Here is a 12,618-nt window from a genome sequence, read left to right on the forward strand (position 1 = left end):
CTTCCCATCCTACACAGGCAAATGTTTCAAACCAGCCCCGCGTCCTCCAGTAACTGCTCCAGTGCGGCAAGGTCAGGAACCTTGGCAATCTGCTCGCCCACCTGAACGGCTGCCAGCTCCAGTTCGGCCAGCGGCACATCGACATAATTGAGTTGGCTGTCGAGCTTGCACGAGCGCGGAATGCCCTGCACCAGCATGGCAATGAAGCGCAGTCGACTACCCCCCAACGCGTTGAGAACAACGATTCGCGCACGCTCGCCAATCCGCACCTGGCCACCACAAGCGGCCTCGAAGCTGAGCAACGGCAAACGCTGGTTGCGCCAATCGATCCAGCCAAGCATCCAGTTGGGCTGTTCGGTTGCCGGGGTGCCCTCCTGATAGCCGATCAGCTCGGCTACCGCAACGTTGGGCAGCACCAGGCAACGGTCATCCAGAGCAAGCAGCAGCCCAGTGAGGCTGCTGCGCCGACCATTGCGGACAGATTGTTCAAGCATGGCGGGTACTCCAAAACGCAATACTCTGCAGCAGTACCGACTCCTGGTAGGGTTTGCCCAGGTAATCGTTGACGCCGATGGACATGGCCCGGTCGCGGTGCTTTTGTCCGGTTCGCGAGGTGATCATGATGATCGGCAGGTCCTTGAGCTCCGGATCCTGGCGAATCTGCGTGGCGACTTCGAAACCATCCATGCGCGGCATCTCGATATCCAGCAGCAGGACGTCCGGTCGATGCTCCTGCAACAGCGCCATTGCATCGACGCCATCCTTGGCGGTGAGTACGTTCATGCCATGGCGTTCGAGCAGTCGGCCAGTAACCTTGCGCACCGTCACAGAGTCATCGACGACCATCACCAGCAACGATCGCTTTGGCACCTGCCCGACCTGCGGCGCAAGGATGCGCGCAGCACTGCTTGCCTGCTGGGCATGGCGCAGTTGCAAACCGCGAAGTTGCCCGAGCAGATCCAGAATCAACACAACCCGGCCGTCGCCCAGCAAAGTCGCCCCGGATAATCCCTGGACGCTGGCAAACTGCGGCCCCAGGCTCTTGACTACAATCTCGCGACTGGCCGCCAGGCTGTCGACCTGGATCGCAAACTGCTGATCATGGGAGTGCACCAGCAACACGGGCAAGGGCAGGCTCTGCCCCAGCAGGCGTGGTTGCACAGCCCCTTGCAACAACTCTGCGAGGTAGCGCAGTTCGTATCGATGCCCGGCGTATTCATAACGCGGTGGATCAAGCTGGTAGCACGCTTCCAGCTCGGCAGGCGGCACGCGCACGATGCCCTCGATGGTATTGAGCGGCACTGCATACTGTTCCTCGCCGTAGTGCACCATCAAGGCCCGGTTCACCGATACGGTGAATGGCAGGCGAATCTGAAAGCGTGCCCCCTTGCCTGGATTGGATTCGATAACCATCGAACCACCCAACTGCTTGACCTCTTCATGGACCACGTCCATGCCCAGGCCGCGCCCGGAAATCTGGGTAATTTTCTCAGCCGTGGAGAATCCTGGCTGAAGGATGAACTGCATGATTTCATGATCGCTGAGTGCTGCCGCAGGATCGAGCAGGCCGCGTTTGATCGCCTTGCGCCGCACAGCGTCCAGCGAAACACCGGCACCGTCGTCGGTCATCTCGATGACGATGTCGGCACCCTCGTGCAACAAGCTCAGCGAGATCAGGCCTTGCTCCGGCTTGCCTGCAGCACGCCGTATTTCCCGAGACTCCAGGCCATGGTCGACGGCATTGCGCAGCATATGTTCGAGCGGTGCCACCATCCGTTCCAGCACGCTGCGGTCCATCTCGCCTTCGGCATTGCCGACCACCAACTCGACCTGTTTGTCCAACTCACTGGCGACCTGCCTCACTACGCGCTGCAATCGAGGCACCAGCCGCTCGAAAGGCACCATGCGCGTGCTCATCAAACCTTCTTGCAGCTCGCTGTTGACCCGCCCTTGCTGCTGCAACAGGCTCTGCGCATCCTGAGCGCGCACAGTCAGGGTTTCCTTGAGGTCGAGCAAGTCGGACGCCGATTCGAACAAGGCGCGTGACAGCTGCTGCAGCTGTGAATGACGATCCATTTCCAAGGGGTCGAAATCGTCGTAGACCTGACCATCGCCGTCACCGTGTTGACGGCTGAGAATTCGCCCCTGGGTTTCGATGTCCAGCCGGCGCAACTGGTCGCGCATGCGCTCCAGCGTGGTTTCCATCTCGTTCAATGCCACTTGCGCGTCATTGACCTGCTGCTCGATACGCCCGCGAATGATTGAATGCTCGCTGGCCAGGTTACCCAAGTCATCAAGCAGCTCGGAGGCCACTTTAACCATATCCGCCGGGCCGCGTTCGGGCATTGCCACGGGTGTTTCAACGGGAGCGACTTCAAGCTGCGCATGATGCGCAGCGGTGTCTGCCAGCGCTGCACTGCTGAAGTTGCGGATGTAGTCGATCAGCGCTGTAGCGGCATGGAGTGGCTGTTGCAGGCGCACTGCATCAAGCATATGCGCAAGGCGGTCATGACAGTTCTGTAGCAGACTGAACAGCGCCGCACTGGGCTGCAGCTGGCCAGCCGCCAGCAATTCGTAGAGAAACTCCAGTTCATGGGCCAGGTCACCAATGGGGGCGATTTCAACCATACGCGCACCACCCTTGAGGGTGTGCAAGTCGCGCAACAGGTTCTCCACCTCAACTCCATTGCGAGGCTCGGCTTGCCAGCGCAACAGTGCGGCACCAGAGCTTTCGACAATGTCAGAGCTTTCTTCCAGGAATATCTCCAGAAGCTCCTTGTCTCCTGCGTCCTGAACCGGGTCTGGCACTTTATCGACAGCGACCGCAGGTGGCGCACTGTGTCGATACTCGCGCAGCGCCGCCAGCAACTCGACGGTTGTCGAAGACGATTGACCAGCCTGCAGCTGCTCGAACATGCGGGCCAATTTGGCATGACTACGCTTGAGCAAGGCGAACAGCTCAGGGGACGAGGCAAAGCGTCGATCCACCAGACCTTCGTACATCAGCTCAAGCTCTTGAGCGAGCACTTCGACCACGCCAATACCCGCCATCTGCGCCCCGCCCTTGAGGGTCTGCAGATCACGCTGCAAAGAAGAAAGCGCCGAAGCATTGTCGGCATCGGCAAACCAACGGTCGAGCGCCTGGTTGGCGCTTTTCAGCACATCGCTGGCCTCTTCGAGAAACAGCTCGACTACCGCCGGATCCAGCGCCAGCGCTGCTGTAGCCGCACCGAGATCGGCAATCCGGGCCTGTCCATCTTGATGGCTGATCAAACCAGTAGCATCGGGTGCCAACGCTTCATCGAGAAGCTCACGCAACGCCTCAAGGCGCTCCGGACGCGGGGCCACCTCTTGGCCGGCTGCAAGCTGGTCGAGCATATCGATCAGCGCCTCGTGGGCATGCTGCGCCTGCTCGAAAAAGCGTGCACTGACCGCCAGGCTGCTTTCCTCTACTGCGCCATACAGGTCCAGTAACGCTTCGCAAAGCTCATCCACTTGCCAGAGATCAGCCAGGTGAGCGCTCTGCCCCAACGTGGTCAGCTCATCAAGTAGTGCACTCAATTCCTGGCGTTCACCGGGATGTTCCTGCCAGCGCAATAACAGCGATTCGGCATCGAGCAGAATATCCATGCCCTGAGCCAGGAAGCTGGCAATCAGTTGCGGATCGCGCTTGATCAGCCCACCGCTGTTGTGCGCCTGCTGCAAGGCCGACAACCGCGCCTCAACCACTTGATGGATTTCCTCGATCAGCGTCCAGGCGCCGCTAATCGGCGCCAAGGGCGCGCGAGACAACTGCTCAAGGCCGCGACGCAACAAGGGCTCGGCGCTTTCCAGCAGATAAATTTCTTCAAGGTCAAAGGCCAGTTGATGGGCCTTGAATTCGCGTGCGAGCAGGTCGAGCGCAGCGGCCAGTTCGGCGATTGCGGTGACTCCGGCCATGGCCGCGCTGCCCTTGAGGGTATGAAACGCGCGCTGCAGGCTGTCACTGACCGGCTGAGGCAAATGCTGGTCAGCAGCCTGCAAAAAACGCTCGAGGCTGGCCAAGTGGAGCAGTGCCTCAGCGCGGAAAATCTCCAGCAACTGCGGATCGATCGTATCGCGGGTCTCAGGCTCATGAGGCGCGTCGTTCATGGCCAGCGCGTGCAGACGCAATGCCAACTGCTCGACATCCTTAGGCGCCTGCACCTGCTCGTTGGCAAAGGCTGCGAGCAGCCCGGGAATCAAATCCAAGGCTTGCTGCAAACTGGCCAGCGGTGCAGCGCCGATTTCGACACGCCCTTCAAGCACCCGATTAAGAAAGTGCTCTGCCGCCCAGGCCAACTCTGCCAAGCCTTGGGCCGCAACCATACGTCCGCTACCCTTGAGCGTATGCAAGCCGCGGCGCAGTTCTACCAGGGCATCGCGGTCGGTCGTGTCTGCCTGCCAGCGCAGCCATTGTTCATTCAGCTGAGGCAACAGCTCATCAGCTTCTTCAAGGAATACTTCGCGTAACTCGTCATCCACAACTTGCGGCTCAGCAACCGCTGACTGGACCTGAACCTGTTCCGGCTCGGGGTCTGGCTCGGGGGCATAGCCCAGCGCCGCCAGGCTGGCCTGGGCGGCGTCGAGAAAGCGCCAGGGGTTGGCCTGCGGATCCGCAATCAACCATTGCAGATAGCACTCGCAGGCACTCAACGCATCCGCCAGGTGTGCCAGAGCCGCGGCATCAGGCGGCGTGGCACCGAGCATATGGGTGTGCATGTACTCGCCACAATGACCGAACAAAGTGGCAGGTCGCGGCAGCATGAGCATCGCCAGCGCCCCGCGGATCTGCTGCAGCAGCCCCGGTAGCACCAGCAGTCGCTGAGGCTGCCAGCCGGCATCGAGGCAATCGCCGATCTGATCCTTGACCTGCTGCAAGACCGAATACGCTTCTTCGAGGACCAATTGGCGGATTTCGGCCAGATCGGTGCCGGGCAACGGGCTCTGGCTAGCGTGCTGTTCCAGCGGGCCAACCATACCCGCCAGGGTGGCCTCGACATACAGCAATGCCCCGGCGACATCCATTAACAGCGCATCGTCCGGTGCGCATTGGCCCTGGGCCAGGCTCTGCAGTACCAGCACCTGTTCGATGATGACTCGCCGGGGCTGGTTGAAATTGAGCACAGCCAGGGTATCGGCGATCTGGCGCAGCGGAGCAAGCAAAGGCTGCAGGTCGTCCAGGCGTCGACGATCGCCGCGCACAAACAGGTCGAGACGCTCCTTGGCCCGCATCAAGTCTTCGCACAGCGCTGCCACCACCGAGCGCAAGGCATCGCGGTCGGGCCCCGCTTGCAGACGCTCGCGCAAAGAGCCCAACGACAAGTCGAGATTGGCTAGCTCCTCGGCCGCTGCTGGTGCTGCGCCAAAAAGGCTGCCTTGGCCCAACGGTTCAACGCCGCGTTCGGCGCGCAGTTGATTCAGCACGGGCAACACTACCAACGGCAAGTCACGCCGGGCGCTGCGCAGCCGATCCAGATACAGCGGCAATTGCTCCAAGCCGCGAAACAAGGCGCCGAGGGCCTCTCCGCGCTGGGCGACGCGCTTTTCCCTCAGGGCCATACCCAACTGCTCCAGCTCTTCGGCGAGCAGTGCGGCACCACTGAGCTCCAGCATCACCAGACAGCCACGCACCTGATGCAGGTTGTCGATAAAACCGACCAGGTCCTCTTCATCGCCGGGCTCGGCGCAAAAATGCTCCAGCGCCAGGCGCGCCTGGGCCAGACAGTCAGCAATGGCGCCCTTGACCCAGGCCAGGGCCACCGTATCGTGCCGCTCAGCCATATCTTCTCCCGTTGCCATGGTCACGTGCGCACGCTCAAGTTGGCGGCGTCGGTGGCAAGGTGAAACCGGACACCGAGCGTCGCATTTCACTGGCCATGCGCGCCAAATCGCCGATGCTCTCGGCGGTTGCGTTCGAGCCTGCCGAAGTCTGCGAAGTGATCTGCTGGATCACTGCCATGGTATGTGAGATCTGCCCAGCCGATGAGGTCTGCAGTTGGGCGGCATCGGAGATACTGTGGATAAGTTCGGCGAGTGTTTGTGACACCCCTTCGATTTCCTCCAGGGCTACCCCGGCATCCTGCGCCAGGCGCGCGCCGCGCACCACCTCGGCAGTGGTCTGCTCCATGGAGATCACGGCCTCGTTGGTGTCGGTTTGGATCGTACGGACCAGCGCCTCGATTTGCCGGGTGGCGGAGGACGAGCGCTCAGCCAGGCGCTGGACCTCATCGGCAACCACCGCAAAACCACGCCCGGCCTCACCGGCCAGCGACGCCTGGATCGCCGCATTGAGGGCGAGGATGTTGGTCTGGTCGGCAATATCATCGATCAGACTGACGATGTCGCCGATTTCCTGCGAGGACTCGCCCAGACGCTTGATTCGCTTGGCGGTGTCCTGAATCTGCTCGCGAATGTTGTCCATGCCATGAATGGTGTTGTGCACCACCTCGTTGCCTTTGTTGGCAATGGCAACGGAACGCTCGGCAACCTTGGCCGATTCATAGGCATGGGTAGAAACCCGGTCGATGGATTCGGCCATGTCTCCGACCGCCACCGACGCTTCGCTGATCTGTTCGGCCTGATGTTCGGAAGCCTTGGCCAACTGATGGGCGGTATTTTGGGTTTCCTGCACGGCGCTGGCCACCTCCTCGGCACTGAGGTTGATGGTAGCGACCAGATCACGCAGTTGATCGATGGAGTAATTGATCGAGTCGGCAATGGCGCCGGTAAAATCCTCGGTGACCGACACCATCACGGTCAGGTCGCCATCAGCCAGATCCTCTATTTCGTCAAGCAAACGCATGATCGCTTGCTGGTTGCGCTCGTTCATCTGCGCGGTTTCACGCAATTGCCGATGAGTCTCTCGGACCATCACCAGGCCGATCAGGATGATCGAGGCCAGGGCCAGCAAGCCAAGCACGTAGCCACCGACAGTATCGAGGGTGCGTCCACTGGCGAGATTTTCCAAACCGTTGGTCAGGCGCGACGCTTCATCCAGCAAGGTTTGCGACTGGTTGAAAATATTGCCGGCGGCCTCACGCACCCGGAACAGCTCCGGCGAAGTTTCGAGGATCTCGTCCACGGAACCGGCGACGAACTGAAACAACTCGGCAATTTCCGCCAAACGGGCGCGAGCATCCGGGTCCTGCACGCGTGTGATCTGGATATCCGCATTGCCAGCGAGCATGCCATCGAGCACCTGGCCGAAACGGCTGGCATCACGACCGAAGGCATCGGCCGCCTGCACTGCATTCTCGTCACCGGCGAGAACCGTATTCACCGATCCGAGAATACGTTCGGCAAGCAACGATTGACGCTGCGCCACGGCCACCTGATTGGCCGGTGCGCCGCTGCGCAGCAGAATCTCGACAACTTTCTCGTACTCGACCTGAAGCTGCGGCACGGTCTCGGCCAGGGTGGCGGCGACCTGGTGCAACGACAGCACGGTTTGCTCGCTGGCCAAAATGGTGTCGGTATTTTTACGCAGGCCTTCCCAATCACGCAGCACCGAATCCATTTCATTGCGTACGGCGGGCGGCGCGGGAGGCAAGCCGGTGCTGGCATCACCTTTTTTCAGGTAGCCCCAGCGCTGGTCGAAGTCGTTACGTGCCTCGCTGAGCAGGCGAAACGCCCGTGCCTTGCCGGCCGCAGCCTCAGTAGCGTTCTTGGCGATACGCTGGGACAGTACTCGCAGCTCACCGGCATGACCGATGTACTGCTTGTCGTAATTGGCTTGGGTGTTGAGGTAGGCGAAGTTGGCGAACAGCAAGATGATCGACAGGATCAACACGACGAACAATGCCGCGATCCGGGCGCTGCTGCGCGAGCCTTGGGTTGAAGTAGCCGTAGTGGTCTTGGTCACGAATCTGGCAATCCTTTACAACGCCACGTCGAGAAAGCCCGGCGCCTGGGCCAGGGCCAGCGGGCTGAAAATGGCCCAGCAGCGTTGCCGCTGGAAATGACCCTGGACAAAAGGCGCCGCGCCGCTGAGCAAGGGTGTAGGAGGCGAAAGCTCCAGGCTGTGCAACGGAAAATGCTGCAAGCCAAGCACCTCATCGACCAGTAACCCGGCAAACAGCTCCTCCTGATCGAGCACCAGGACCCGGCGTTGTTTGCGTGGGGCCGACAAACCGAGGCCGAAAAAACCGCACAAGTCCATGACCGGTAGCAAGCGCCCGCGCAGGTTGGCAACTCCGCTGACCCATGGCTTGACTCCAGGAATTCGACTCAGGCGCGGCTCGTGCAAAACCTCGGCGACCTCGCCCATCGGCGCAACGAACCACTGCTCGCCAATACGAAAACCGATACCGCTCCAGCTCTGCAAGTGGGTTTCCTGCAGGGGCAGGTCGGCCGCCAGCAGCCTGCAACGCCGGTCGATGTCCAGCAGCAGCTCGAAGGCTGTCAGCGATTCGCCCATCGCCTGGGTCATCAACCTTTGAGGACGCCGTTGAGCACCTTGATCAAGGTCTCTTCATCCACAGGCTTGGTCAGGTAGTCACTGGCGCCCTGGCGTTTACCCCAGACCTTGTCAGTTTCCTGATCCTTGGTGGTGACGATAATGACTGGAATATTAGCGGTCTCCGGGCTCTTGCTGAGCTGGCGAGTTGCCTGGAAGCCGTTCACGCCGGGCATGACGATGTCCATCAGCACTGCATCGGGCTTTTCCTGGGTGGCCAGGGCCACGCCATCGGCGCCGTTTTCAGCCTTGAGCACCTGATGCCCGTGTTTTTCGAGCATTTCAGTCAGTTTGTACATTTCGGTCGGCGAATCGTCGACGATCAGAACTCGAGCCATGCTGTTCCCCATCAAAGGAATGGACGCTGCTGCCGGGGCGCGGCGTCAGGGTGCGTGTTGTTCTTCTGCGGCGAACCCGGGCACATGGGCCCTGATTGCATCCAGCAGCTCTTCCTTGCTGAAAGGTTTGGTCAAAAATAGATCAGAGCCAACCACGCGACCCCTGGCCTTGTCGAACAAGCCGTCGCGTGAAGACAGGAGAATCACTGGCGTATCCTTGAAGGCGCTGTTGTGCTTGATCAAGGCGCAAGTCTGGTAACCATCGAGTCGCGGCATCAGTACATCGACGAAGATGATTTGTGGATGCTGGTCGACAATTTTGGCCAGCGCGTCGAAGCCGTCGGTGGCCGTGATGACCTCGCACCCTACTTCACTGAGCAGCATCTGAGCGGTGCGGCGAATCGTCTTGGAGTCATCGATCACCATCACTTTGAGTGCCGCGCGGGGCTGTTCCATAATTGCTCTACCATCGCTGCTCGCTATGAGCGGCAAGCTACAAGATTCAAGGGGTAAGAATAAGCAGGTTCACACGGCATGCTTTTCTTGCAGCTTGTGGCTTGTGACTTGCAGCTGGAGAGGCCCGTGCAGGCCACGTGCCAGGCCTTTTTAGCATACTCTGGGGGTGCATTCCATCGGCCTGCATCACCGCTGGCCGCAGTGCCGCCCAGGATGCGTTTTTCCCTTGACCGCCAGCGCCGCGGGCGCCACCCTGACGCCACTTTTCATTCGAGCCAACGCGGCCCAACGCCGCTGAGAGGATATAGCCCATGAGCGTTCGCCTCGGGATTGTCATGGACCCCATTGCGCGCATCTCCTATAAAAAGGACAGCTCGCTGGCCATGCTGCTCGCCGCCCAGGAGCGCGGCTGGTCGTTGTTCTATATGGAACAGCAGGACCTCTATCAAGGCCAGGGCCAGGCCCGCGCGCGGATGCGCGCGCTGAAGGTGTTCGCCGACCCGCAGCACTGGTTCGAGCTGGAAGACGAGCAAGACTGCGCCTTGAGCGATCTGGATGTAATCCTGATGCGCAAGGATCCGCCGTTCGACATGGAGTTCGTCTACAGCACCTACCTGCTGGAACAAGCCGAAGCCGCTGGGGTACTGGTGGTCAACCGCCCACAGAGCCTGCGCGACTGCAACGAAAAGCTGTTTGCCACGCTTTTCCCGCAGTGCACGCCACCTACCCTGGTCAGCCGTCGCCCGGACATCATCCGCGAGTTCGCCGCCGAACACGGAGATGTCATCCTCAAGCCACTGGACGGTATGGGCGGCACCTCGATCTTCCGCCATCGAGTGGGCGATCCGAATCTCTCGGTGATTCTTGAAACCCTGACAGCCCTTGGCGCCCAGCAGATCATGGCGCAGGCCTACCTGCCAGCGATCAAGGATGGCGACAAGCGCATCCTGATGATCGATGGCGAACCTGTGCCTTACTGCCTGGCGCGCATCCCGGCCAGCGGTGAAACCCGTGGCAACCTGGCCGCTGGCGGCCGTGGCGAAGCCCGGCCACTGACCGATCGCGATCGCTGGATTGCTGAACAGGTCGGCCCTACCCTGCGTGAAAAGGGCCTGCTGTTCGTTGGCCTGGACGTTATCGGTGAGCACTTGACCGAAATCAACGTCACCAGCCCGACCTGCATCCGTGAAATCGACAACGCTTTTGGCACGCGCATTGGCGTGCAGTTGATGGATGCCATTGATCGCAAGCTCAAGGCGCGCTGACAGCCGACGCAGAGCAACCGCGCAGAGTGGGTTATCATGCCGGTCGTTTTTTTGACCTGCGCACCCACCCTGCCGGTTTCGCCCCGGCCTAGTGGTTGCTGGATACCTGATGACGCTGCCTGCTGACATCCCTGCCGACTTCAATCCGCCCCGCATTCGTGCGGCGGATCGGCTCGGCTTTACCCTGTTTCTGGCCGCCCTGGTGCACCTGGCGCTGATTCTTGGCCTGGGCTTTTCCTTCGCCAAGCCTGAAGAAATCCGCCGCACCATGGAAATCACCCTGGCCACATTCAAAAGCGAGAAGGCGCCGGCCAAGGCCGACTATCTCGCCCAGGACAACCAACAGGGCAGCGGCACGCTGGACAAGAAAGCTGTACCGAAAACCACCGAAGTAGCGCCGTTCCAGGACAGCAAGATCAACAAGGTCACGCCGCCGCCCGCCGCCAAGCCTGAAGTGCAGCCTCAACCGACGCCGCCCAAGGCCGTGGTCACCACCAAGGCGCCTAAGCCACAAAAAGTCGAAACCCGACCAAAAGAAGCCAAGCCACAGCCAAAACCCAAGGCCGCGACCCCGGACTTCGACAGCTCGCAGCTGTCCAGCCAGATCGCCAGCCTCGAAGCCGAGCTTTCCAACGAACAGCAACTGTATGCCAAGCGCCCACGCATCCACCGCCTCAACGCTGCATCGACCATGCGTGACAAAGGTGCCTGGTACAAAGACGAATGGCGCAAGAAGGTCGAGCGCATCGGCAACCTCAACTACCCCGATGAAGCCCGTCGCCAACAGATCTACGGCAATCTGCGACTAATGGTCTCAATCAACCGTGACGGCTCGCTCTACGAGGTACTGGTGCTGGAGTCTTCCGGGCAACCCTTGCTCGACCAGGCAGCCCAGCGCATCGTCCGCCTGGCGGCACCCTTCGCCCCGTTCACCGGTGATCTGGCCGACATCGACCGCCTGGAAATCATCCGCACCTGGCGCTTTGCCCGCGGCGACCGCCTGTCCAGTAACTGAGCCGGCGGGTACCCACACAAACAGGCTTGTCAGTCCGCCCCCTCAACGCCACACTATCAACCATGAAAAACCTCAGCCCGAGTTACCTCAAGCATCAGTTCCTGATCGCCATGCCACATATGGCTGATCCGCATTTCGCGCATACTTTGACCTACATCGTCGAGCACAACGCCAATGGTGCGATGGGGCTGGTGGTCAATCGGCCTCAGGAGCTGAATCTGGCCGATATTCTCGAGCAGTTGCGCCCGGACACCGAGCCGCCGGCCAGCTGTACCCAGGTCCCCATCTACATGGGCGGTCCGGTGCAGACCGACCGCGGTTTTGTCCTGCACACCACAGACAAGAGCTTCCAGGCCACGGTCGAACTGGACGGTCTGTCGCTGAGCACCTCGCAAGATGTGCTTTTCGCCATCGCTGATGGCCTGGGACCCAAACAAAGCTTGATCACCCTCGGCTACGCAGGCTGGGAAGCTGGTCAGCTGGAAGCAGAACTGGCCGACAACGCCTGGCTGAACTGCCCGTTCGATCCCGAGATCATTTTCGGCATGGCCTGTGAGCAGCGTCTTGCGGCGGCAGCGGCAAGCCTGGGCATAAACCTGAGCCTGCTCACCAGCCAGGCGGGGCACGCCTGATGGGAGAGTTGCGACTACTGCTGGGCTTTGACTACGGCACCAAGCAGATCGGCGTTGCGGTGGGCCAGGTGATTACCGGCCAGGCCCGCGAGCTGTGTACCCTCAAAGCCCAAAACGGTGCACCGGACTGGTCCCAGGTCGAAAAACTGATAAAGGAATGGCAACCCGATGCCATCGTCGTTGGCCTGCCGTTGAACATGGACGGCACCCCCAGCGAAATGAGTGCCCGCGCCGAAAAGTTCGCCCGGCGCCTGAACGGCCGCTTCAACCTGCCTGTGCATACCCACGACGAACGCCTGACCACCTTCGAAGCCAAGGGCGAACGGATGGCCCGCGGCGGCCAGCGTGGCAGTTACCGCGACAACCCGGTGGACGCCATTGCCGCCGCCCTGCTTCTGCAGGGCTGGCTGGAGGCCAATACCGGGCAGTCCTGATC

The 12,618-nt window shown here is 60.9% G+C and carries 10 protein-coding genes; 4 read left to right on the forward strand and 6 right to left on the reverse strand.

Translation table 11 applies throughout. From position 1 onward, the window contains the following. Positions 1–26 precede the first annotated feature (26 nt). The 6 genes from D3Z90_RS24685 to pilG are packed head-to-tail and all read right to left on the reverse strand — an operon-like array spanning position 27 to position 9,270. The gene (locus D3Z90_RS24685; RefSeq protein WP_136478491.1) at positions 27–494 is read right to left on the reverse strand and encodes a chemotaxis protein CheW; all 468 of its coding nucleotides are present in this window, start codon (positions 492–494) and stop codon (positions 27–29) included. Next, positions 487–5,802 carry an Hpt domain-containing protein gene (locus D3Z90_RS24690; RefSeq protein ID WP_136478492.1) on the reverse strand — a complete coding sequence of 1,772 codons (5,316 nt, stop codon included), beginning with the start codon at positions 5,800–5,802 and terminating at the stop codon, positions 487–489. Before D3Z90_RS24690 ends, D3Z90_RS24685 begins: the two co-directional genes overlap by 8 nt. Positions 5,803–5,836: 34 nt before the next feature. Further along, complete coding sequence (locus D3Z90_RS24695) at positions 5,837–7,882, reverse strand: methyl-accepting chemotaxis protein (RefSeq protein WP_136478493.1); 2,046 nt, start codon at positions 7,880–7,882, stop codon at positions 5,837–5,839. Between the two features lie 15 nt (positions 7,883–7,897). Beyond that, positions 7,898–8,437, reverse strand: a complete 540-nt coding sequence (locus D3Z90_RS24700; RefSeq protein ID WP_371922337.1) for a chemotaxis protein CheW — start codon at positions 8,435–8,437, stop codon at positions 7,898–7,900. An 11-nt stretch (positions 8,438–8,448) separates the two neighbouring features. Beyond that, positions 8,449–8,814 (reverse strand): twitching motility response regulator PilH, encoded by a 366-nt coding sequence (pilH, locus tag D3Z90_RS24705; RefSeq protein ID WP_136478495.1) that lies wholly within the window; start codon positions 8,812–8,814, stop codon positions 8,449–8,451. A gap of 45 nt (positions 8,815–8,859) precedes the next feature. Beyond that, positions 8,860–9,270 (reverse strand): twitching motility response regulator PilG, encoded by a 411-nt coding sequence (pilG, locus tag D3Z90_RS24710; RefSeq protein ID WP_136478496.1) that lies wholly within the window; start codon positions 9,268–9,270, stop codon positions 8,860–8,862. A gap of 311 nt (positions 9,271–9,581) precedes the next feature. On the opposite strand from pilG, the gene gshB reads away from it, so the two are divergent. The 4 genes from gshB (at position 9,582) to ruvX (ending at position 12,616) form a co-directional block, all read left to right on the forward strand. Next, positions 9,582–10,535 carry a glutathione synthase gene (gshB, locus tag D3Z90_RS24715; protein ID WP_136478497.1) on the forward strand — a complete coding sequence of 318 codons (954 nt, stop codon included), beginning with the start codon at positions 9,582–9,584 and terminating at the stop codon, positions 10,533–10,535. A 109-nt stretch (positions 10,536–10,644) separates the two neighbouring features. Beyond that, positions 10,645–11,550: an energy transducer TonB gene (locus D3Z90_RS24720; RefSeq protein WP_136478498.1), complete on the forward strand. Its 906-nt coding sequence runs from the start codon at positions 10,645–10,647 to the stop codon at positions 11,548–11,550. Between the two features lie 62 nt (positions 11,551–11,612). Next, positions 11,613–12,182, forward strand: coding sequence for a YqgE/AlgH family protein (locus D3Z90_RS24725; protein WP_136478499.1), 570 nt, complete (start codon positions 11,613–11,615; stop codon positions 12,180–12,182). Continuing rightward, positions 12,182–12,616 carry a Holliday junction resolvase RuvX gene (ruvX, locus tag D3Z90_RS24730; RefSeq protein WP_136478500.1) on the forward strand — a complete coding sequence of 145 codons (435 nt, stop codon included), beginning with the start codon at positions 12,182–12,184 and terminating at the stop codon, positions 12,614–12,616. Before D3Z90_RS24725 ends, ruvX begins: the two co-directional genes overlap by 1 nt. The last annotated feature ends 2 nt before the right edge of the window (positions 12,617–12,618 follow it).

Source organism: Pseudomonas sp. DG56-2, from assembly GCF_004803755.1.
GTDB lineage: Bacteria > Pseudomonadota > Gammaproteobacteria > Pseudomonadales > Pseudomonadaceae > Aquipseudomonas > Aquipseudomonas auratipiscis.